The organism is Pradoshia sp. Z6_59 (genome assembly GCF_058267515.1).
The window spans coordinates 253,364-274,709 of the sequence record NZ_JBZCPP010000002.1 but is presented as its reverse complement, the minus strand read 5'-3'; the positions used below and the strand labels follow the sequence as shown (position 1 = coordinate 274,709).

General features: G+C 36.0%; 23 protein-coding genes and 1 pseudogene. 20 read left to right on the top strand and 4 right to left on the bottom strand.

The window, feature by feature from the left end; all coding sequences use genetic code 11:
- The first annotated feature begins 413 nt into the window (after nucleotides 1-413).
- Nucleotides 414-1,163, top strand: a complete 750-nt coding sequence (locus AC4D4B_RS03535; protein WP_490995651.1) for a hypothetical protein — start codon at nucleotides 414-416, stop codon at nucleotides 1,161-1,163.
- 59 nt (nucleotides 1,164-1,222) lie between these two features.
- On the opposite strand, the gene AC4D4B_RS03530 is transcribed toward AC4D4B_RS03535, so the two are convergent.
- Complete coding sequence (locus tag AC4D4B_RS03530; protein ID WP_490999186.1) at nucleotides 1,223-3,403, bottom strand: beta-glucosidase family protein; 2,181 nt, start codon at nucleotides 3,401-3,403, stop codon at nucleotides 1,223-1,225.
- 359 nt (nucleotides 3,404-3,762) lie between these two features.
- On the opposite strand from AC4D4B_RS03530, the gene AC4D4B_RS03525 reads away from it, so the two are divergent.
- The 4 genes from AC4D4B_RS03525 to arsC all read left to right on the top strand — a co-directional run bounded on the left by AC4D4B_RS03525 (nucleotide 3,763) and on the right by arsC (nucleotide 6,003).
- Nucleotides 3,763-3,987, top strand: a complete 225-nt coding sequence (locus AC4D4B_RS03525; protein WP_490999185.1) for a hypothetical protein — start codon at nucleotides 3,763-3,765, stop codon at nucleotides 3,985-3,987.
- 172 nt (nucleotides 3,988-4,159) lie between these two features.
- Nucleotides 4,160-4,462, top strand: coding sequence for an ArsR/SmtB family transcription factor (locus AC4D4B_RS03520; protein WP_066102141.1), 303 nt, complete (start codon nucleotides 4,160-4,162; stop codon nucleotides 4,460-4,462).
- 25 nt (nucleotides 4,463-4,487) lie between these two features.
- Nucleotides 4,488-5,579 (top strand): ACR3 family arsenite efflux transporter, encoded by a 1,092-nt coding sequence (arsB, locus tag AC4D4B_RS03515; RefSeq protein WP_490999184.1) that lies wholly within the window; start codon nucleotides 4,488-4,490, stop codon nucleotides 5,577-5,579.
- 4 nt (nucleotides 5,580-5,583) lie between these two features.
- Nucleotides 5,584-6,003, top strand: coding sequence for an arsenate reductase (thioredoxin) (gene arsC, locus AC4D4B_RS03510; protein ID WP_490995646.1), 420 nt, complete (start codon nucleotides 5,584-5,586; stop codon nucleotides 6,001-6,003).
- Between the two features lie 91 nt (nucleotides 6,004-6,094).
- On the opposite strand, the gene yeiL is transcribed toward arsC, so the two are convergent.
- Complete coding sequence (gene yeiL, locus AC4D4B_RS03505) at nucleotides 6,095-6,757, bottom strand: transcriptional regulator YeiL (protein WP_490999183.1); 663 nt, start codon at nucleotides 6,755-6,757, stop codon at nucleotides 6,095-6,097.
- Between the two features lie 92 nt (nucleotides 6,758-6,849).
- Here yeiL and AC4D4B_RS03500 point away from each other — a divergent pair, with 92 nt between their 5' ends.
- The 3 genes from AC4D4B_RS03500 to AC4D4B_RS03490 all read left to right on the top strand — a co-directional run bounded on the left by AC4D4B_RS03500 (nucleotide 6,850) and on the right by AC4D4B_RS03490 (nucleotide 8,894).
- Nucleotides 6,850-8,001, top strand: coding sequence for an MFS transporter (locus AC4D4B_RS03500; RefSeq protein WP_490995644.1), 1,152 nt, complete (start codon nucleotides 6,850-6,852; stop codon nucleotides 7,999-8,001).
- A gap of 59 nt (nucleotides 8,002-8,060) precedes the next feature.
- Nucleotides 8,061-8,462, top strand: coding sequence for a cytidine deaminase (locus AC4D4B_RS03495; RefSeq protein ID WP_490995643.1), 402 nt, complete (start codon nucleotides 8,061-8,063; stop codon nucleotides 8,460-8,462).
- 249 nt (nucleotides 8,463-8,711) lie between these two features.
- Nucleotides 8,712-8,894, top strand: a complete 183-nt coding sequence (locus AC4D4B_RS03490) for a hypothetical protein (RefSeq protein WP_490995642.1) — start codon at nucleotides 8,712-8,714, stop codon at nucleotides 8,892-8,894.
- Between the two features lie 110 nt (nucleotides 8,895-9,004).
- On the opposite strand, the gene AC4D4B_RS03485 is transcribed toward AC4D4B_RS03490, so the two are convergent.
- Nucleotides 9,005-9,235: a hypothetical protein gene (locus AC4D4B_RS03485; RefSeq protein WP_490995641.1), complete on the bottom strand. Its 231-nt coding sequence runs from the start codon at nucleotides 9,233-9,235 to the stop codon at nucleotides 9,005-9,007.
- A gap of 467 nt (nucleotides 9,236-9,702) precedes the next feature.
- Here AC4D4B_RS03485 and AC4D4B_RS03480 point away from each other — a divergent pair, with 467 nt between their 5' ends.
- The 4 genes from AC4D4B_RS03480 to AC4D4B_RS03465 all read left to right on the top strand — a co-directional run bounded on the left by AC4D4B_RS03480 (nucleotide 9,703) and on the right by AC4D4B_RS03465 (nucleotide 13,232).
- Complete coding sequence (locus AC4D4B_RS03480; protein ID WP_066102120.1) at nucleotides 9,703-9,903, top strand: cold-shock protein; 201 nt, start codon at nucleotides 9,703-9,705, stop codon at nucleotides 9,901-9,903.
- A 562-nt stretch (nucleotides 9,904-10,465) separates the two neighbouring features.
- On the top strand, nucleotides 10,466-11,110 hold the full coding sequence (locus AC4D4B_RS03475; RefSeq protein ID WP_490999182.1) for a protein kinase domain-containing protein: 645 nt from the start codon (nucleotides 10,466-10,468) through the stop codon (nucleotides 11,108-11,110).
- A gap of 225 nt (nucleotides 11,111-11,335) precedes the next feature.
- Complete coding sequence (locus AC4D4B_RS03470; protein ID WP_066102117.1) at nucleotides 11,336-11,668, top strand: zinc ribbon domain-containing protein YjdM; 333 nt, start codon at nucleotides 11,336-11,338, stop codon at nucleotides 11,666-11,668.
- 664 nt (nucleotides 11,669-12,332) lie between these two features.
- On the top strand, nucleotides 12,333-13,232 hold the full coding sequence (locus AC4D4B_RS03465; protein WP_490999181.1) for an EamA family transporter: 900 nt from the start codon (nucleotides 12,333-12,335) through the stop codon (nucleotides 13,230-13,232).
- A gap of 164 nt (nucleotides 13,233-13,396) precedes the next feature.
- Here AC4D4B_RS03465 and AC4D4B_RS03460 read toward each other — a convergent pair.
- Nucleotides 13,397-13,601, bottom strand: a pseudogene (locus AC4D4B_RS03460) (hypothetical protein).
- 270 nt (nucleotides 13,602-13,871) lie between these two features.
- Here AC4D4B_RS03460 and AC4D4B_RS03455 point away from each other — a divergent pair.
- The 8 genes from AC4D4B_RS03455 to AC4D4B_RS03420 all read left to right on the top strand — a co-directional run bounded on the left by AC4D4B_RS03455 (nucleotide 13,872) and on the right by AC4D4B_RS03420 (nucleotide 20,974).
- Nucleotides 13,872-14,231: an ArsR/SmtB family transcription factor gene (locus AC4D4B_RS03455; protein WP_490999180.1), complete on the top strand. Its 360-nt coding sequence runs from the start codon at nucleotides 13,872-13,874 to the stop codon at nucleotides 14,229-14,231.
- A 1-nt stretch (nucleotide 14,232) separates the two neighbouring features.
- Nucleotides 14,233-16,359, top strand: coding sequence for a heavy metal translocating P-type ATPase (locus AC4D4B_RS03450; protein ID WP_490999179.1), 2,127 nt, complete (start codon nucleotides 14,233-14,235; stop codon nucleotides 16,357-16,359).
- A gap of 75 nt (nucleotides 16,360-16,434) precedes the next feature.
- On the top strand, nucleotides 16,435-16,977 hold the full coding sequence (locus AC4D4B_RS03445) for an HAD-IIIA family hydrolase (RefSeq protein WP_490999225.1): 543 nt from the start codon (nucleotides 16,435-16,437) through the stop codon (nucleotides 16,975-16,977).
- Complete coding sequence (locus AC4D4B_RS03440; RefSeq protein WP_490999178.1) at nucleotides 16,943-17,386, top strand: GNAT family N-acetyltransferase; 444 nt, start codon at nucleotides 16,943-16,945, stop codon at nucleotides 17,384-17,386. The genes AC4D4B_RS03445 and AC4D4B_RS03440 overlap by 35 nt, the downstream gene beginning before the upstream one ends.
- 38 nt (nucleotides 17,387-17,424) lie before the next feature.
- The gene (locus tag AC4D4B_RS03435) at nucleotides 17,425-17,904 is read left to right on the top strand and encodes a methylated-DNA--[protein]-cysteine S-methyltransferase (RefSeq protein ID WP_490999177.1); all 480 of its coding nucleotides are present in this window, start codon (nucleotides 17,425-17,427) and stop codon (nucleotides 17,902-17,904) included.
- 118 nt (nucleotides 17,905-18,022) lie between these two features.
- Entirely contained in the window at nucleotides 18,023-18,862 is an 840-nt protein-coding gene (locus AC4D4B_RS03430; protein ID WP_490999176.1) for a MerR family transcriptional regulator, read from the top strand.
- Nucleotides 18,863-18,935: 73 nt separating this feature from the next.
- On the top strand, nucleotides 18,936-20,117 hold the full coding sequence (locus AC4D4B_RS03425; RefSeq protein ID WP_490995633.1) for an MFS transporter: 1,182 nt from the start codon (nucleotides 18,936-18,938) through the stop codon (nucleotides 20,115-20,117).
- A 368-nt stretch (nucleotides 20,118-20,485) separates the two neighbouring features.
- Nucleotides 20,486-20,974: a GNAT family N-acetyltransferase gene (locus AC4D4B_RS03420; protein WP_490995632.1), complete on the top strand. Its 489-nt coding sequence runs from the start codon at nucleotides 20,486-20,488 to the stop codon at nucleotides 20,972-20,974.
- The last annotated feature ends 372 nt before the right edge of the window (nucleotides 20,975-21,346 follow it).

The following is a 21,346-nucleotide window of genomic DNA, read 5'->3' as shown; positions in this document are numbered from 1 at the left end:
AAACCCTATTCAAGAAATGAATAGAGCTTAGACAACAAACGAATGAAACTGTATAGCAAATGGTAGGCTAAGTATAGCACAGTGCTTGAATAATCCCTAATTTAAACCTGCTTACTTGCAAAGGTTTTTTTATCATATATTTGTATCCTACTCTTAGTTTTATTTATTCAAACACCGCGGACATCTTCTTATGTTTCCACATCCAATGAATGAGGGGCTTCCAATCAAATTATTATACTCTGAATACGGAAAAGGCAATCTGCCACTCACTACTTTTTTACACATTATAATCATAACGCTTGATTTTCTCTCGATAAAATAATTTAGAGTATTTTTTATTTATTTATTTACAGAAAATTCATTTAAAATAATATCAAGGTTTAACTTGAATTTTATAGTAGAGGGAGTCTTTGGTGTTGAAGCATATATTTGCATTTGAGAAAGAAGAGGATTTTCAGGAATACAAATATTTGATTGAGAGGTTTTCCAAAAAAATAAAAGGCTATCAGCTTGAATTAGTAAATCATTATGAGCTGAAAGAATTGCCAAAAGGAGTTGTATGGACAACAGATGAACTAGCCACAACTGTTTTTTCCAATATACCGATCCCAGCCTTTACAAATAAAGATCTCATTTATCTTTCTCCTGATTTGGTAAGCTGGAGGAGGTTATTTCTTACACAATTAGAGGGAAAGAAACATTCTAAAATAGAAGACTTCTATATTAATATGTCTGAAAACCATATATTAACTATACTTGGACACGAATTAACCCATCACTCCGATTTGTTTTTGGATGAATTTGATGATGAAAGAGAGAACAGTATTTGGTTTGAGGAAGGAATGTGTGAGTACTTATCAAGAAAATACTTACTAACTGATACAGAAAATAAGCAGATTACAAATATTGAGATAGAATTGATGGGTCTGTTTAAGCACAAATATGGTATCCATTCGTTAGAGGAGTTCGGAAGTGACAGTTATCAAGGGAGTTTAACAAGTATTATGTTCGATTACTGGCGAAGCTTTCTTGCAGTAAAGTATTTGGTTGAAGAGAGGGCTAATAATAACCCAAAACAAGTTTTCGAAGACTATCATAATTGGCATAACGAAGGAAGAACAAAGCCTTTAATAGAGTACTTTCAATTGGAAAGCATATTTTAATGTACGAAAAAAGGATTGAATCCTATTATTGATTCAATCCTTCTACCTATTAATATTGCTTAATCAACGACTACTGTTCCTTTGTAAGGAGTATCTTCACTGGAAGTACCAAGATATACAGTGTACTCGCCAGGTTTAACCACGAAATCGTGTTCGTAGTAGTCCCATACACCCATTGGATGGTTCGTAGCAGTTGGGTCAATCGTGATGGTAACTTCACGTGACTCATTAGGCTCTAGGTAAACTTTTTGGAAACCAACAAGACGCTTAGGTGGCTGTCCTTGGACAGGAATACCTAGATATACTTGAACAACCTCAGCTCCAGCAACTTTTCCTGTGTTGGTTACGGTCACTTTTACCGTAATAGGGGATTTGCCATCTGTTTGTGAAGGTGTTACTGAAAATCCGGAAAGCTCAAAGGATGTGTAGGATAGACCGTATCCAAACGGGAATAATGGCTTAATTCCTTGGGACTGGAACCAACGATAGCCCATATTAAGGCCCTCAGAATATCGAATAACCGGGAAGCCATTGCCTTCATCTGTGCCAGGGTAGCGCTCAGGTCTGCCTGCGTATAAAAGATCATCCTCAGATGCTGCGTATGTGGTAGGAACTTTACCGGATGGATTTACAACGCCAAAGAGTAAATCGGCAACGACGTGACCATCTTCAGTACCTTGGTTCCATGCCTCAAGAACAGCTTTAGCTTTGGAGATCCATGGCATCATGACAGGGCTGCTGTCTTTCATAACTACAACCGTCTGCGGATTGATATCTAATAGTTCGTCGATCATACGATTCTGATCATTTAGCATGTTTGGACTAGGTAAATCAAAACCTTCAGAGGCAACTAAGCCGGCCATTAGAATAACCATATCAGCTTTAGCAGCTGCTTCTTTGGCTTCGTTAAGATTTGATAGATCTTTAGCTACAGTAACCTTGCTGACTGACGTGTGTGAACCAAGACCTTTAAGGACATTTTGCATGCCTTCTACCGGTGGTACCGTGTAGAGCGGAGTAACCTTTGAAGAACCACCCCCACCATTGCACGCATCATCAACGTACTCAGATTGACCAATGATTACGATGGAGTCATAAGCTTTTGGATCAAGTGGCAGCATTTCACCTTCATTTTTCAGAAGAACAGCGGTCTGGGAACCGATTTTGCGAGATCTAGCACCATGACCTTTCGCATCAATCTCACCTGGATTGTATGGACGCTCGAATTGATTAAAACGGAACATTTGTGTATAGCGGCGCACCAATGCACGATCAACCGTTTCAATCTCAAGGCTAGTATCTTGAAGTGCGTTTTTGACATTTGTTTCATTCAACCACTTTGCATCTGGCATTTCATGGTCCATACCTGCATTCAAAGAAGCGGCTGCAGAACGGCAAGACCAGAAATCAGATTGAACGTATCCTTGGAAGCCCCACTCGTCACGGAGTATATCGTTAAGAAGGTAACGACTTTCCGTTGCGTACACACCACGAACACGGTTGTAGGCACTCATCATTGCAGCGATATCTCCGTCTTTAACTAGCATTTCGAACGGTAGCAGGTAAAGCTCGCGCAATACGTGCTCATCCAACTCAACACTTGTGCGGAAGCGCTCGTACTCCTGGTCGTTAACAGCATAATGCTTACCCATAGCGATAACATCGTGGTCTTGAATGGCTTTGGTAACCTCGACGCCCATCACACCGGAAAGGTATGGATCTTCAGAGAAGTATTCAAAGTTACGTCCAGCGATTGGCGTTCTGTGTAAGCAAACACCTGGTCCTTCTAGAACATGCTGACCAAGCGTAGCTGTTTCTGAACCAATGATATCACCGTACTCACGAGCAAGCTCAGGATCAAAGCCGGCAGCAAGACCGATGGTCATTGGCAAAGCAGTAGCTGGCGGGCTTGGATGTCCGTCACCCATACCTACGCCTACAGGGCCGTTGGTAATACGAAAACGTGGGATTCCTAACTCTTCAATACCTTTTACATGGCGCTGTACCTGGATTTGGGCCATAAGTCGATCTTGTTCCTCAGGGCTCATGGCATTCATTTCATCCATAGATGGCATATCATAAATATTAATCGTATTCATGGCACCGTGAAGCTGGGCAATTTTTTGCTCCAATGTCATTGCAGCTACAAGCTTTTCAGCACGCTCACGTGGTGACAATGACTTGTCCATCCATGGAAACTGTCCATTCTTTTCTGTATCAGTAGTATGTTGATTATTCATGTTGAACACTCCTAACACAATATTTTTATAAAAATAAACGTATTATTTCTAATACTTTTATCTGAAAGTCTAAACCGCTTACATATTTATGGTAACCAGATAATTCTATAAAATCCTAAGTGAAGCAAATGAGACTTCCCTGTTAGATCTGCGAATTCCCTTTTATGATTTGGTATCAATGTGTAAATTATATTTTTTTTATCATTGTTTTACTCGTACTATTTTTGTTTTATTAGTAGATATTTTAGTATTATGCTAATTATTAAAGTGGAAAATAGAATAGTAAAGATAAGAAAAAGACGGAACTCATAATATCATGATTGAGGAGTATTTCTAATAACATATAAGGGGACGGTAATTTGAGCTTATTACAAAAATGGTTTTATAGGCTGCTTGCCTTTATATCAATCATTGTTTTTCTACTACATAATATGGGTCCCTATACGGGGCTGTTAAGATTAATCGCCTTTATACTATATACTATTCTTTGTGCAGCTTTGCTTATTAAAAGTAGAGATTCAAAGGCAAAGATAGCAGGAATCATTGTGTTTTACCTGGTTACTGGGATAGGTGGATATTTTTAAATTAGAATGTTGTTAATAGATAAGAGATTTTACTTATGATTTTTGAAAGTTGAAGCAGTAAGCTGGTGATCCTTTAGCTTACTGTTTTTTATTTTCTTGATTTTAATCATTAACCCATATAATATAAGTAATATCTTATATAAGAGTTTGGTTATATATATTGGAGGTATATATGAATACAATTGAGCAAATGGCTCAGCAATTAAAAGCTGTCAGTGATCCGAATCGGTTAAAATTATTGGCTTGTCTGAAAAAGGGAGAGGTATGTGTTTGTGATTTTGTGGATGTTCTTCAAATATCCCAGCCTGCAGTCAGCCAACAAGTGAAAAAGTTGAAAGATGCAGGGATCATTCTGGAAAGAAAAAAAGGCACATGGAAACATTTTCGCCTAAATGAAACTCAACAACCGTATATTCAAGCGATCATTGACCAGTTAGAGCCAATTAGTGTGAAATGCTGTTCATCAGATTGTTAATCAACAAAGAGTGGGGGAGAACCAGATGGCAGAAAAAAGTGTGACGAAAAGGCTGTCTTTTTTGGATCGATATTTAACGGTATGGATCTTTACAGCCATGGCAGTGGGTATTTTAATTGCGCTGTTGGTACCTGATTTTAAAACAATGTTAGATACTATGTCCGTAGGGACGACATCCATTCCAATTGCTATTGGATTGATTGTAATGATGTATCCGCCATTGGCAAAAGTGAAGTATGAAGAGATGTGGCGTGTATTTAAGGATTGGAAGGTATTATTGCTATCCTTATTCCAAAACTGGTTGCTCGGTCCGGTTCTAATGTTCTTCTTAGCAATTATCTTTTTACATGATTATCCCGAGTATATGGCTGGCCTGATTATGATTGGTCTTGCGCGTTGTATAGCTATGGTTATTGTGTGGAATGATCTGGCGCGTGGGGACCGTGAATATGTAGCTGGACTTGTCGCCTTTAACTCTGTATTTCAGATTCTATTTTATTCGGCATTTGCTTACTTTTTCTTAAATATCTTGCCAGGCGTATTTGGGCTGGAGAATTTTACTGTTGTCATTTCGATGTGGGAAGTTACAAAAAGCGTTCTCATTTATTTAGGTATTCCTTTTATAGCAGGAATGGCAACACGATTCATTGGGTTGAAATTAAAAGGGGAAAAGTGGTATCAGGAATCTTTTTTACCTAAAATCTCTCCTCTTACACTTATTGCTTTATTATTTACGATTGTGATGATGTTCTCCTTAAAAGGAGATAAAATTGTTGAACTCCCATTGGATGCAATTCGAATTGCTATACCATTGCTCATTTACTTTTTAATCATGTTTGCCGTATCATTTTTTGCTTCAAGAAAAGCAGGAGCATCCTATCCTGTAACGGCATCGTTATCCTTTACAGCAGCGAGTAATAACTTTGAATTGGCAATTGCAGTTGCGGTTGCTATGTTTGGAATTAATAGCGGCGTAGCTTTTGCAGCTGTTATCGGTCCACTAGTGGAAGTTCCTGTTTTGATTGCACTTGTAAGTGTAGCACTGCGCTGGGAAAAGAAATATTTCCATAGGAACAAAGTAGAAACGTCTGAACAAAAGTTCAATCAGGGGGAATAATTTAATGCCAAAGGAAAAAACAATTTATTTTTTATGTACAGGTAATTCGTGTCGCAGTCAGATGGCGGAAGGGTGGGCTAAGGAAATCTTGCCTGACTGGAATGTCAAAAGTGCTGGACTTGAAGCGCATGGTTTAAATCCGAGTGCAGTGAAAGCGATGCAGGAAGTAAATATAGACATAACTAATCACACATCGGATGTGATTGACCCGGATATTTTAAATCATGCGGATTTGGTCGTAACTTTATGTGGGCATGCAGATGAACATTGTCCAGTAACACCGCCAAGCGTAAAACGAGTTCATTGGGGATTTGATGATCCGGCAAAAGCGGAAGGAAGTGAGGAAGAAAAATGGGTATTCTTCCAAAGGGTACGCGATGAGATAAGAAATCGCATCGATCGGTTTGCTAAAACTGGGGAATAAGCTTGTTAATTATTAAAGATAATGTAATGAAAAAAGCTACTCATTTAGATTAGCTTTTTTTATTTGGATAGTGAATTGGACATATCTATCATTAATCAATTTTTGCTAATTCCTGAAGCCGCTCCCTATCCAAAATGAGATAGCCACGTTCATGTTTTTTTATAAGATTACCCTTACAGAATTGCGAGATAACATGTAATAGATGGCGGTAGGAGACTCCTAAATATTCACTGACTTCTGTGTGTTTTTCTTTGTAAAAATTATTTTCAGCTGACATTAAAATAAATGAGGCTAACCGATTTTCGAGCGGATAAATTTGAGTTTGGACAGATTTAAATGAAAGATGATGTGTTTTTTTGCTTAAAAATATGGACAAATGCCTCAGGAAAACCGGATCTTCTAATAATTGATTTTTACATGTATGCATGGGAATAGCTAAACAGATAGTTTTTGTTGATGTTTGGACCCCTATAGAATATTGCTCTACTCCCAATAATTCGAGTTCGCCAATAAGTGACGGTGCTTCAATAAAATTAAGTAGAGATACTTTTCCATTTTCAAGCGTGATATATAGTTTCGCTTTCCCTTCAACAATAAGGTATAGATACTCTGGTATAGAACCTTCTTTGTAAATGAATTCACCACGCTCAAATTCATGGACTTGAATAAATGGTTTTATCGAAACACTGGAAAAGGGTTGGATGCTGTATAAATCAATATATTGGCTGCGCCATGGTTCAGATAAAATCTGCACTTTTTTCCTCCAAATTATTAAAAATATGAGATATCTCACATTATTGTAAACGTGAAACATGCTATGATGCAATAAGTATGGAGGGAGAAAGAATGAACAATCCGCGTTGGTTTTCACAGAACTTTTTTTTATTTTTTATGACATGGGGTATATTTTTACCTTATTGGACAGGTTTTCTTGTACAAGGAAAAGGATTAACAGTGTCAGAAGCAAGCTTAATTATGGGATTTGGATTGGTAGTACGAGGGTTATCAGCACTCTTTGTTTATCCATTCGCCTCTAAATATTGGAGTGCCCATAAAGTCGCTTTCCTTTTAATTATCTGCTCATTAGCTGTGACAATCCTATATATACCATCGACATCATTTGCTTCTCTATTTGCTGTCACTCTTATTTTTAGTGCCTTTTATCCAACTTTACTTCCCGCAGTGGAAGGTACAGCTAGTATTTTAATGAGACAGGGGGATGGGGCATATGGAAAAGCTCGATCATATGGCTCTCTTGGATTTATTGTCTCTGTGCTAGTAATTAGTATGGTTACCGGGTATTTTGGGGATAGTGGGATTTTATGGGCAATGATGTTCATGCTTGTTTTAATGCTTATCAAGTATATTTTACCTAGCCCGGATATACTAACTGAAAAGCCGATCAAAAATGAAAGCAAAAATACAATGAAAATGAGCAGCTTATGGAAGATTAAAAGCTTCCCGATTGTTTTGCTAATCGTATTTTTACTTCAGGGTGCTCACGCATCTTATTATAATTATGGCTATATTTATTTACAGGATTTAGGTGTAAACACATACTATATAGGTATGATTATTAATATTGCTGTTATTTTTGAGATCATCTGTTTTGCAAAGGCTGATCATCTGTTTAGAAAATGGCAACCATCTTCTTTACTATTGGTAGCTGCTGCTGGATCAACTTTGCGCTGGTTGCTGGTAGCCGTATTCCCAAATGTTTGGGTTTTTATGTTATCACAGAGTTTACATGCACTATCCTTTGCTTTGGCACATTATGCATTTATCCTTTATATAACAAACTCGCTGCCAAAAGAGCAAAATTCCAATGCACAGGGTGTATACTCGGCTTTTGCTATGAGTTTTAGCACGGCGATATTGACACTGGCAGGTGGATTTTTATATGATATTTCTCCAGGACTCTCTTTTGCCGGAATGGCTATTTTTACATTGCCAGCAATTATGATCATTTTAGTGACAAGAAGAAAATATAGTTATTAATTTGGTACAATCGTATAAATGAGTGTCTTTTCAATTTATTGTAATTGGAGATGATCTAGATGGTAAATAAAGAAACATTATTGGAAAGTGCCCGTGCTATAAAATCAAATGCGTATATGCCGTATTCCAAATTTCCTGTTGGGGCTGCCCTTTTACTTAAAGATGGAAGTATTATTAATGGTGTAAATGTTGAAAATGTATCTTTTGGTGCAACAAATTGTGCAGAAAGAACAGCCATTTTTACGGCAATTACAAAAGGCTATCAAAAAGGTGATTTTCAGGCGATAGCTATTTCAGGGGCCACAGAGGATTATTTACCGCCTTGCAGTATTTGCAGACAGGTTTTAGTTGAATTTTGTTCTCCTGACATGCCAGTTTATTTAACGAATGCAAAGAAAGAATGTAAGGAATTGACTTTAAAAGAATTAGTGCCATATGCTTTTACAGAATTAGATATGTAATAGATTGTGGATAAAGAGGGAGCTGCCAGCTCTCTCTTTTGTTTTATACAATAGAATCCCCGCTATTCGGAAGGGTTAGATATTATCCAGATAGAAGTTATCAATGATTCTTTGAAGGCGTTGAAGATTGATTACAATCTTTACTGAATATTTAAGTAAAGTATAATTAAATTGTAGAAATAATTTTATGAAACAGAAGATAGACAGGAATTATTTATCGAATTTTAATTGATCGCCAGGAGTTATTTAATGAAGTTATTTAGATTAAACAGACAGTTTAAGGGATTTAAAAAGGAAACAGAGTTTTATTTGATTGCAGAATCAGAATTTATTGGTGTTAAGGAGTTTGTATTAAGAACGACGGATTTGAAAAAAGTGATATCTATAAATGAAAGTGAATTTCTAAAGAATTTTACTCAAATAAAGAACTGAATTTTTGGTTGTAATTTAACGAGATTTGGCTCTTCAATGAAAAGGTACTTTTTAGTCCTTATATTGTACAAATTTAAAAAAAAGATAAAAGTCAGCCTGTCTGCTGACTTTTATATAGAAGCTGATTTTCTGTTGGATAGTTCATTTAATTTTTGTAAGACATAATCATTACCTTTATTTAATTCGGATATTAGTTCTTTTAATTTTCTCGCTCTTTTATATTCCATGATTTTATAATAATATTCAGAGGAATCCGTAGCTGAGTCAACCGCCTTTGCAGCCTTTAAGATTTCTATATTAATCATGCTTTTTAAGCTCGTATTTACGATTGTTTCTTTCATAATAGTCACCTCATAGTTTTCTTGATTTTATACTAGCATAATATTTTTTCGATTCTGTATATCTAACACACCTGTTAGATACTTATGGTCTTCTTGTTAACTTCCATTCAATTTGTTATTTTCTGAAAATAAAGAAAGGATAAAAAGAAAATAGGAAATATATTCAGCCTGGATTTATGGATATGATTATAGAATAGGAGCAGAAGAAACTGTGAATAATTAAAGATAATTATCCATTCTCTAGTATGAGGAGTATTAAAGCGGGATTTTTTATATTTGTCTTGAAATATTTAAGTAGTTTCTATCATTCAGATTCTAAAATTTGCTAATTTTTATAAAGCGTGTTATTCTTAAGAAGAATTATTTTTGTTCTAGGCAGATTGAGAAAAGATTTTGTTTTTCGTCTAAGGTAATTTGAGCAAGGATATTAATACATTGTGTGATATACACACTGGGAGGCAACAAACATGGAACAAGGTAAAGTTAAATGGTTTAATGCAGAAAAAGGTTTTGGATTTATCGAACGCGAAGGCGGAGAAGATGTATTTGTACATTTCTCAGCAATCCAAGGCGAAGGTTTCAAATCTTTAGACGAAGGTCAAAGTGTAACTTTTGAAGTAGAACAAGGTCAACGTGGACCTCAAGCTACTAATGTTCAAAAAGCATAATAGCCAAAGCTATTAAGAAAGACTCTCCCTGGAGAGTCTTTCTTTTATTTAATAACGAGATAGGCATACTGTAAGGCCCTATTCCAAATTGAATAGGGCCTTTATGCATCTATATGTTCAACAAGTAAAATGTATAAATGGAACTTAGTGTAGGATAGGATATACTAATCCCCTTAGGTATATGATGAGTTTTCACGTTTATTTCTTTAAAAGAGATATACGATTGATTAGTATGCTGTAAGGCTCTTAAACTTCTTGTTGTATAAAAAATACTATTATCAAAAGTAATCTGAAATATACTACTATACAGATTTTCGAATCTTTTCACCTATCTTATAAACTGTTTACCAGTGCTAAAGAAAAAAGGGATATTGTTATTTGGGCATCTTTAAATGAATCATTTCTTTCACCCAATAAATAATATAAAGCAGAAATTTTAATTACTTCAAAGGTATATAGTATAATGATGCTAATTCTTAATATTAATAAGGAAAGTCCCCATTTCAAATAAGCCTAGATAGTTTTGGACTTATATGATGTGGGGTTTTTATTTTAAAATGAGGTGTTTACTATATTATATAAAGCTTTAGCCGATAGTGTAGAGATTGAAATGAATGGATCTAAACCAAGATTAAATAAATATAGCCAAAATCTAATGCTAATAGGTACAGGCAGGAGTGCTTTTGTATTTAAAATTAAAGATAAGGATTTGGCTTTAAAAGTATATTTTCCTCATAAAAAGAGAATAGCCTTTGAGGAAGCGGCCATTTACCGTAAATTGCAACATATAGATTATTATCCGTCGTTATATGATGATGGTAATAATTATATTGTCATTGATTTTATTGAGGGCCATACATTGTTTCAATGTCTGCAAAAAGGTATTTTTGTACCTGAAGAGAAAGTTAAAGAGATAAGCAAAGCTTTAGAAATGGCAGAGGAAGCCGGATTAAATCCCGCTGATATACATCTTAAGAATATTATCATTACTTCTGGTGGAGGAGTAAAAGTGATAGATGTTGCCCGTTTCATGCAACAGGAAAAAGATAATCAGTGGAAAGATTTGGAGCGAGCGTATTTTCAAATCTACTCAAAAAAATATTTCACTAAAAAAATTCCAACCTTCATCCTCAATTTGACTTCATTCATTTATAAAAAAAGATATCTCCCAAAGCCAATACGGGTTTTATTTGATTCTACCGAGTAGATATTTGGGCTTACAGTTGAAAAGGAGAGTCGTGAAGGAAAATGTTATATAGAAACCTTATTTCAACTCAACCTAAATCTATTGTGGCTATTTACCAATAAAACACTACTTTTAAAAGGCTGGTTGTCATGGTTATAATCAATTTTATGGATAAACATGAAAATACGTAAAATGCGAATACTATTAGTGTATAAATAGTATTAAATGCTCGGAGGTTAAATAAAAATGACAACATTGCCAAATTGCCCTAAATGTAATTCTGAATACACATATGAAGATGGCCCGCTTTTAGTATGTCCGGAATGCGGGCATGAGTGGACGTTAGAATCTGAAAGTGAAGATGTGAAAGTGTATAAAGATGCTAACGGGAATATTTTAAATGATGGTGACACTGTAACTGTTATTAAAGATTTAAAAGTAAAAGGAAGCTCATCGGTTTTGAAACAAGGTACAAAGGTGAAGAATATTCGTCTTGTGGATGCTGATCATGACATTGATTGTAAAATCGACGGCTTTGGACCAATGAAATTAAAATCAGAATTTGTTAAGAAGATATAATAAAAAAAGCGTTTATCAAATTAGATATAGGTTTGATGAACGCTTTTTTATTTGCAAAGGGAATTGAATGTAGCGCAACGAATAAAAAAGGAATAAAAATAAAAAAGTGGAATACACTGTGAATTCTTATATTCGGATAAGAGCTTCAGCATTAATGATAGATTAACAGGTTATAGAGCGGAGAGAGTAAAATATTTTACTTTTCTCTATTTTGCCCATATAATCTTTAAATACGATATATTTTATAAAAGCTGCATATATGAATTATGTGGCAGGTGGATTTTTATAGGAATTATTTTCGCCACCCATCCCTTATTAGGGGTGGGTGTTTTGTATGTGGTTAGGTTTTTGTAATCCAGCTTCAACGGCTAGAAACTCAGGACATAAGCATAGTCTCTACGGGGGAAGAACCTCCCCTTCGAGCCTCTGTCTTATGCTCCTCGCGGGCCTACAGGATGTAGGTCATGAAGACGTTGCCACAGGACGTGGCGTACTTAGTCTTCGTTCCTTGAGTTTCAGCTTTATATGCAATCCAGCTTCAACGGCTAGAAACTCAGGACATAAGCATAGCCTCTACGGGGGAAGAACCTCCCCTTCGAGTCTCTGTCTTATGCTCCTCGTTTCTGAGCGAGCCGTTTCAGCTTTTTATTTTTAGGAGGTTTTTATGGGGATTTGGAGATATGCTTTACTTGTTTTTTTAGGTGGTTGTTCGTATGGGGTGGTTTCTACTTTTGTGAAACTTGCCTATGGGGAAGGGTTTACTCAGGGGGAAATTACAGGTAGTCAGTATTTGTTGGGTGCTGTTATGCTGTGGATTGTAGCATTATTTGTACCTAAGGTTAAGCTGTCAGGTAAGCAAATAATAATTTTATTAATAAGTGGCTTCCCAATGGGACTGACGGGAATCTTTTATAATAAATCGCTGACTTATGTAGATGCATCGTTTGCCATCATTTTGCTTTTGCAATTTACATGGATTAGTTTTGTATTACAATATATTTTCGATAAAAAGGCTCCTGGTAAGAAAAATATTATTGCCACTGTGATCATTTTATTAGGATCTATTCTTGCATCAGGTATCTTGGCAAGTAATGGCGAAGTTTCATTAGTGGGTATAGTTTGGGGACTCCTATCTGCGACATCATTTGCCTCTTTCATTGTAGTAAGTGGACGCAGCAATATCGAAATTCATCCTATTTATAAGAGTGCATTTATGACAACGGGGGCAGCGTTACTCATTTTAATCGTATTCCCGCCAGTATTCCTTCTAAATGGTACATTGATGGATGGCTTATTTATATATAGTATAGTTGCAGGTTTATGTGCTTCCTTAATTCCTCCTATATTCTTTAATATAGGTATGCCTAAGATAGGAAGTGGGCTCGGGACCATCTTAAGTGCTTCAGAATTGCCTATGGCTGTATTAATGTCTGCTCTTGTGCTTAATGAAGTAGTAACTGGAGCACAATGGGTAGGTGTAATTATTATTTTATGCGGAATTGCTTATCCGAATATGAGGATGCGGTGGAACCGTGAAATTCAAAATGAACCGATTGAATTGTAATATTAATTTTTTTGTACAATAAAGATTTACTTAGTTCAATTTAGAGGCTGCCGACAATGTCGACAGTCTTTTTTGTAGATATCACTTAGCACGAATTCATCTCGGACTTAAAAGCAGCAGAACTCCATCGGTCGCCAATTAAAATATGGTTTCATCCTGATTGCTTAATTTAATAAAAAAAAGAAAAAAATAATAATTAGTATAGCAATTGTTCCGCTTAAATAACCCAACCCCAATATAAAACCTCTATCTTTAAAAGATACATATTGCTTTTTTGCACCTTGGACAATCCTTTCCTTGCTTAGTAAAGCCGAGTGACCAAATGTCTTTAACTTTCCACTTAAAATTACAGTGTGTACACCTTGCCAACAGTCCATCAACCTCATCTCTATTCTTTGTTGAAATTCCAGTAAATTCCTATATTTCATTTTACCATCAAATCAAAATCATTGGGAAAGTAGGAAGGTTAGAAAACAACCTTATAAGATTAGTTATACCTGCGAGAAAAAAGGAATTAGACTTTTGCTCAAATAATAAAATAACCCAAACCTTTTTCAATATTCAAACATATATTTGAATGATAAGTAGAAGGGATATATAATATAATCAAACGAAGGTTTGAATGAAGAGGGTGAAATAATGAGTAAAAAGGATACATGTGATGTATACGGGTTTGATCAAACTAAGGTTGAACGCATAAGGACAGATATACAAAGAGAAGATTTATCCAGCGTTGCTCAATTATTCAAAGCGTTAGCTGATGAAAATAGAGCGAAAATTGCATATGCTTTATGCCAGGATGAAGAGCTATGTGTTTGTGATATAGCGAATATAATCGGTTCATCAGTTGCGACTGCCTCTCACCATCTAAGGACCCTTTATAAACAAGACATTGTTAAATATCGTAAAGAGGGAAAATTAGCTCTATATTCATTGGATGATGAACATATTAAACAAATCATCATGATTGCCTTAACGCACAAGAAAGAGGTGAAATGAAATGAATCAACATGTAAAAACAGATCAAAAAACATACCGGATTGAAGGGTTGAGTTGTGCTAATTGTGCCAATATATTTGAGAACAATGTAAAAAATCTAGATGGAGTCAAAGAAGCTAAGGTGAATTTCGGAGCATCCAAGATTTATGTGCAAGGCTCAGCTACAATTGAAGATATAGAAAAAGCGGGTGCTTTTGAGCATTTAAAAATACGAGATGAAAAAGAGAAAAAAATCGAAAAGACTCCGTTTTGGAAACAGAAAGAAACCTACAAAGTTTATATCTCAGCTATATTAATAGTGATTAGCTGGTTTTTAGGCCAGATATATGGTGAAGATCAGATAATTCCTACAATTGGATATGGAGCAGCGATTTTAATAGGTGGTTATACCCTTTTTATTAACGGCCTGAAAAATTTAGGGAAATTAACCTTTGATATGAATACGTTGATGACTATTGCTATTATTGGTGCAGCGTTGATTGGAGAGTGGGGTGAAGGAGCCACAGTAGTTGTCCTTTTTGCCATTAGTGAAGCATTGGAGCGTTATTCAATGGATAAAGCGCGACAATCGATTGAATCCTTAATGGATATTGCTCCGAAAGAAGCCTTGATTAGACGTGGGCATCATGAAATTATGGTGGGTGTCGAAAATATTGTGATCGGTGACGTCATGATCGTAAAGCCGGGACAAAAAATAGCAATGGACGGTAAAGTGGTTAAAGGAACGTCAACTTTAAATCAGGCAGCCATTACGGGCGAAAGTGTTCCGGTTTTTAAAACCATCGATGATGATGTGTATGCCGGTACATTAAATGAAGAAGGACTGCTTGAAGTAAAGGTAACAAAACGGGTAGAAGATACAACATTAGCTAAAATCATTCATTTAGTAGAAGAGGCTCAAGCGGAAAAAGCTCCATCACAAGCTTTTGTAGATAAATTTGCAAAGTATTACACCCCTGTGATCATCGTGGTTGCGTTCTTAATTGCCATTGTACCTCCATTATTTTTCGGTGCGGAGTGGAGTGCTTGGATTTATCAAGGGTTGGCTGCTTTAGTGGTAGGCTGTCCGTGTGCTTTGGTCGTATCTACGCCGGTTGCTATTGTAACAGCCATAGGGAATGCGGCTAAAAATGGTGTTTTGATTAAAGGTGGTATTCATCTCGAAGAAGCTGGCCATTTAAATGCAATAGCCTTCGATAAAACAGGTACCCTTACAAAAGGTATCCCTACTGTAACAGATTATATCGCCTTTGCTGAAAATAAAAATGAGTTATTCATGATTGCTGCAGCAATAGAAAATGGTTCACAGCATCCATTGGCCTCAGCGGTAACAAAAAAAGCTGAAGAGATGGATCTGAGTTATAAAGATATAATCGTGGATGAATTTCAATCCATTACAGGTAAGGGAATAAAGGCCAGTGTTAATAAAGAAACGTATTTTGTAGGAAGCTTGCACTTATTTGAAGATTTGTTAATGGATCAGATTAAAACAGAGCAAAGGAATCAGATCCAGTCACTTCAAACACAAGGTAAGACTATGATGATTCTTGGTACAGAAAAAGCAATATTAGCAATTATTGCAGTGGCTGATGAAGTGAGGGAATCCTCTAAAGAAGTTATTAAGAAGCTTCATCAAATTGGAATACAAAAAACGATTATGCTCACAGGAGATAATGAAGGAACAGCAGCAGCAATTGGTCATGAAGTTGGTGTTTCAGATATAAAGGCTGACTTACTACCAGAGGATAAATTAAACTATATTAAAAATCTCCGTAAAAGTAATTTGCGTGTAGCTATGATTGGAGATGGAATTAATGATGCTCCTGCGCTGGCTGCAGCTAATCTTGGAGTTGCCATGGGCGGTGCTGGAACAGACACAGCCTTGGAAACAGCTGATATAGCTTTAATGTCTGATGATTTAAGTAAATTGCCATATACAATTAAGTTAAGTCGTAAGGCGCTGACCATCATCAAACAAAACATCACCTTCTCATTGGCAATTAAAGCGATTGCCCTATTATTAGTCATTCCAGGCTGGTTAACATTATGGATTGCCATCTTTGCTGATATGGGTGCGACGTTAATCGTGACATTAAATAGTTTAAGATTGTTGAGAGTGAAAGAATAGAGACGATGCAGGAAGCAGTTTGCTTCCTGTTTTTTTATATAAAAGGATTTTGTAATTGATATATAGAACGGAACAATAGGTGGAGATGATACGATTCATTATCCGGGTAAATTTGAGTGTTTTCCCTTTACGCATTCTTGTATCGAGCAGATTAAAGAAAATAATATAAAAATTTTCTCATTTACAAATCAGCCAGGAATTTCTAGAGGAATGGCAACCGAGCAAGATTTTATCGATGAGTTAAAAGGCTTTGGTTTCGATAATACTTTAATATGTCCTCATTCTCCGGAAGATGGATGTAAGTGCAGAAAGCCAGGGATAGGAATGTTATTGAAGGCTGCTTCTAAACATCTATTAAACTTAGAAAATTGCATTGTGATTGGGGATAGATGGAGTGATATGGCAGCAGCTAAACAGGCAAATTGTTTGAAAATACTTGTAAAAACGGGATCAGGACATGCAACATTATTGGAACATCAGAAAAAAATTAAGGGAATGACAATAGAGTATATTGCTGAAGATTTAAAGGATGCTGTGCAATGGATTTTCCAATCACTAATTAATCAAGAGGAGGATAAAATAGGTGGAAATTTATCAGGCCGCTCTAAAGAATCGTGAAGGGGTTAGCCAATTATTTAATTCGTATCGAGAATTTTATCATCAACCAAGTGATTTTGATGGTGCAATGACTTTTATTAGTGAGCGCTTAGAAAAGAGGGATTCAATTATTTTTGTGGCTGTGAATCATAAAAGGTATGTGGGATTTATACAGCTTTACCCGTCGTTCTCCTCTATTGCCATGAAACGAACTTGGATACTTAATGATTTGTATGTTATACAAGAAGCAAGACGAGAGGGAATTGGACAGCTGTTAATGGATGCAGCTATTAACTTATGCATGGAAACGGGGGCAAAATCATTATCCCTTCAAACAGCACCTGACAATGAACAAGCGCGAAGACTGTATAAAAATAATGGTTTTACTTTAGATAATGAGTATGACTCATTTATTAGGTATTTTAGATAATAATGAACAGAATGATGAAACAAAGGAGGAAATTTTAGGTGGGGAATAAATATGTCTATTATTATACGACGCTATTAGGTAAAGTAGGAATCGCAGAAGATGGAATCGGGATTACAGATGTGTTTTTAGGCGAAAAGCCAATAGAAGCTGAGGAGAAGGAAACACAGTTAATCAAAGAAACCGCCAAGCAACTAGAGGAATATTTTAAAGGGGAGCGGGAGCAATTTACGCTAAACTTGAACCCTCGTGGTACTCCATTTCAACAGAGTGTATGGCAGGAATTGTTGCAGATTCCTTATGGAGAAACGAGAAGCTATAAACAGGTGGCAGAGAGGATAGGGAATCCTAGTGCTTCTCGAGCAGTAGGGATGGCAAATAATAAGAATCCGATTTTCATTATCGTTCCATGCCACCGTGTCATCGGTGCTACTGGGAAATTGGTCGGTTATGGGGGAGGACTGGATATAAAAGAGAAGCTTTTGGGACTGGAGTTTGAACGGATTAAAAATTTAAGGTGATTCGAGCGGGATCGCATTGATTCGTTTAGAATCAGTTTTATTTTGGCTTATAAACGGTCTTTGATAGTCTATAATGAAGTATATCTAATTGCACGAAAGAGACAATAAGGAGTCAGAAATGGAGAAACAATATTTTTTGATTGGTGAAGTGTCAAAGCTTACAAATACATCCGTTCAAACACTTCGGTTTTACGATAAGATAGGCTTATTTAAACCTTCCTATACCGATCCTGATAACCAATATCGATATTATAGCAATACGCAGCTGTTTTATTTGGATATCATTAAATCACTGAAGCATGTCGGAGTCCCGTTGAGTGAGATAAAATCTGTATTACAGTTATCAGCGGGGGAGATGGCTGAATTTTTAGATGCGCAGGAAAGTAAAATTGAGCAGCAGCTGCGTCGGCTGGAGGATGTTAAGGCCATTCTGCGTTATAAGAAGAAGCAAATACTAAATCAACCCTCTCCTGATCAATTAGAAAAAGTGTATATAAAAAAATATGATAAACAGCGTATCCTTACATATAATCAGGTACCTTCATCCGCCACTGCCATACCAGTAAAAGAATATGGCCATTTAATGAAAGTATTAGAAGACCATGGGACGGTATTTGATAGTGTCTATTGTGCGACGTATCCATTAAAAAAATATGATTCTATGCTAGATTGGCAATATACATCTATCTTTACACCAGTTCTCACAGACGAGGAAATCACGGTCTCAAATAAATATATGGAGATTGGTGAATTACCTGCTGGTGAATACGTATGTATTGCCTTCCATTCAGCAGAAGGAGTATATGAATCCTCTTATGAGACGCTTTATTCTTATATTATAAACAGAAAAATACCAACTGAAAAAATCGTCTATGAGTTGTATATGCCTTTTACCGATACGGCAGTCAATGAAGATGATTTTATCGTTGAATTGAAAGTACGAATAAAATCTACTTGACCCTATAGTAACTATAGGGTTTATTTTTATTAGTAGGAATTATAAACTAGTATACAAGAAAAGGAGTAAAACGATGTCAGGCAGCAAGAATCAGAATAAAGTACTTATCCTTTTATTAAGTAATATGTTTATTGCATTTTTAGGGATTGGCCTTGTAATACCAGTTATGCCTACACTTATGCGAGAACTTAACCTCGATGGCACGATTATGGGCTACCTCGTTTCAGCGTTTGCGGTCGCACAACTCATTTTCTCACCATTTGCAGGAAAATGGGTAGATTTATACGGACGTAAGCGTATGATTATAATCGGTATGTTTTTATTTGGCATATCAGAGTTGATATTCGGTTTGGGAGAACAGGTATGGGTACTGTTCCTGTCCAGAATTTTAGGTGGAGTTAGTGCGGCATTTATTATGCCTGCAGTAACAGCATTTATCGCAGATATTACCACGATGAAGGAACGTCCAAGAGCATTGGGGTATTTGTCAGCAGCAATTAATACAGGCTTTATCATTGGGCCGGGAATTGGTGGATTCTTAGCGGATATAGGTACGCGAGTGCCTTTTTATTTCGCCGCTGGATTAGGGATATTCGCGGGAATCTTCTCCATTTTAATGTTGAAGGAACCTGAGCGCACAGTAGAGACGAATTCTTCAAAAGAAGCTCCTGGCAAGAAAGGATATCATAAACTATTTACAATTATTTACCTTATTCCGTTCTTAATTATCTTATCAGCTTCACTTGGTCTATCAACCTTTGAATCTATGTATAGCTTATTCGTTGATCAAAAGTATGGCTTCACTGCTAAAGATATAGCCATGCTCATTACGGTTAGTGCCATATTAGGAGTCATCGCACAAGTATTTTTATTCGAGCGAATTACAAGAGTAATCGGGGAAATATGGCTGGTTAAGATATGTTTACTGGTAGGAGCTGTTTTTGCATTCCTTTTAACAAGAGCATCTGCTTATTGGAGCGTGTTGGCGGTAACGTTTATGGTATTCCTTGCTTTTGACTTAATCAGACCGGCAATAACGACTTATCTATCTCGTATAGCCGGAAAAGATCAAGGATTTGTCAGTGGTATGAACTCAGCATTCACGAGTGTTGGGAATATTATCGGACCGGCAATTGGCGGGATTTTATTTGATATTGATCTCATCTACCCATATATGTTTGCGGCTATATTATTGGGAATTAGCTTGCTGATTTCATTTGTGTGGCGTGAAAGGACAACGGAAGTCCAGTCATAGATAGAGGAAAACCAGCTGTGTTTTTTGTGCGGCTGGTTTTATTTTTTGAAATTATTTACGGACAATATGACTGTATTGATTTCCTTAAAGCTCATTTTTCTATCTCCTTTAGCATATAATCGTGTAGTGAAGGAAGTCCGTCCAATAATATCGGACAAGTATTTTTGAGGTATTATAAAAAGACATAGGTAGTAATCCACGTTTCTATTCAATCGTAAGATTAAGATATAAACTCACTAATTATATAAGGATTAAAATAGAAGTGTTTTCAAAAGTGATTCACAGGGAGTTTGTCCCTGAATAAAAGCTGTACCCTGTCTATTAACCTGTAACCAGATTTATTAAATTCGCAAAGGAGTAAGCGATAGATGGAACTTCAAATTCGATTAGCCAAAGAATCAGAAACCATGGAGATTATCCAATTATTAAAAGGGGTTGCCTCCTGGCTTAAATCAGAAGAAATTGACCAATGGTCTTATTTGTTGTCTGGAGGGGAGGATCTGGATATAGAGCGTGCTATTCTTAACAATGAGACTTATGTAGTCAAGTATGATCATAATTTGATAGGAACGTTTACTTTATCATCTGTTCAAAGTGAATGGGATCTAGATTTATGGGGGAATCAAGAGGATAGTTCCTTATATTTACATCGCCTTGCTGTAAATAATCAATATAGAGGTCAGAGAATGGGAAGTGAAATAATTCGGTGGATTGAAGCGGAGTTTTCAGGCCAATATTTGTATTTAAGACTTGATTGTGTCTCATGCAACCCCAAACTTAACCAGTTTTATCAGGACTGTCAATTCAAATTAGTGGGATCCACCGAAGAATTTAATAAATATGAAAAGAGTATTTAAAAAGGTGCAATCAAGAGGATGCAGTAAAGAAGATTGGTAATAAAAGATATTTAGATTTTAAAAAAAGTTTAAGTATCAAATGTTGAAGAAATGGTAATGGAATATAGGAATATTAAGTAATGAGTGAACGTATTAATAAGACATTTTTATGGAAACTAGCCAACTAAAAAAGGACACCCAAATAGGCATCCTTTTGAAAAGTAATTACTACCACGGAAATATGAGATAACACAAACATGCAATTATAGCTAAAACTAAGTTATAGAATATGTATTTATATTTTTTTTGTAGTACAGATATAATTGTTGAAATAATAGCAACTACCACTGCCATAGGAATAGTGAATAAAAATACGCCAAGAAAAAAAGTATC

Bases quoted from the DNA above. Each gene is read 5' to 3' on its own strand.
- AC4D4B_RS03485 (WP_490995641.1), bottom strand. From the start codon at position 9,235: ATGAAAGAAACAATCGTAAATACGAGCTTAAAAAGCATGATTAATATA.
- AC4D4B_RS03450 (WP_490999179.1), top strand. From the start codon at position 14,233: ATGAATCAACATGTAAAAACAGATCAAAAAACATACCGGATTGAAGGG.
- AC4D4B_RS03480 (WP_066102120.1), top strand. From the start codon at position 9,703: ATGGAACAAGGTAAAGTTAAATGGTTTAATGCAGAAAAAGGTTTTGGA.
- arsB (WP_490999184.1), top strand. From the start codon at position 4,488: ATGGCAGAAAAAAGTGTGACGAAAAGGCTGTCTTTTTTGGATCGATAT.
- AC4D4B_RS03465 (WP_490999181.1), top strand. From the start codon at position 12,333: ATGGGGATTTGGAGATATGCTTTACTTGTTTTTTTAGGTGGTTGTTCG.
- AC4D4B_RS03520 (WP_066102141.1), top strand. From the start codon at position 4,160: ATGAATACAATTGAGCAAATGGCTCAGCAATTAAAAGCTGTCAGTGAT.
- AC4D4B_RS03490 (WP_490995642.1), top strand. From the start codon at position 8,712: ATGAAGTTATTTAGATTAAACAGACAGTTTAAGGGATTTAAAAAGGAA.
- AC4D4B_RS03470 (WP_066102117.1), top strand. From the start codon at position 11,336: ATGACAACATTGCCAAATTGCCCTAAATGTAATTCTGAATACACATAT.
- arsC (WP_490995646.1), top strand. From the start codon at position 5,584: ATGCCAAAGGAAAAAACAATTTATTTTTTATGTACAGGTAATTCGTGT.
- AC4D4B_RS03530 (WP_490999186.1), bottom strand. From the start codon at position 3,403: ATGAATAATCAACATACTACTGATACAGAAAAGAATGGACAGTTTCCA.
- AC4D4B_RS03430 (WP_490999176.1), top strand. From the start codon at position 18,023: ATGGAGAAACAATATTTTTTGATTGGTGAAGTGTCAAAGCTTACAAAT.
- AC4D4B_RS03455 (WP_490999180.1), top strand. From the start codon at position 13,872: ATGAGTAAAAAGGATACATGTGATGTATACGGGTTTGATCAAACTAAG.
- AC4D4B_RS03425 (WP_490995633.1), top strand. From the start codon at position 18,936: ATGTCAGGCAGCAAGAATCAGAATAAAGTACTTATCCTTTTATTAAGT.
- AC4D4B_RS03500 (WP_490995644.1), top strand. From the start codon at position 6,850: ATGAACAATCCGCGTTGGTTTTCACAGAACTTTTTTTTATTTTTTATG.
- AC4D4B_RS03495 (WP_490995643.1), top strand. From the start codon at position 8,061: ATGGTAAATAAAGAAACATTATTGGAAAGTGCCCGTGCTATAAAATCA.
- AC4D4B_RS03420 (WP_490995632.1), top strand. From the start codon at position 20,486: ATGGAACTTCAAATTCGATTAGCCAAAGAATCAGAAACCATGGAGATT.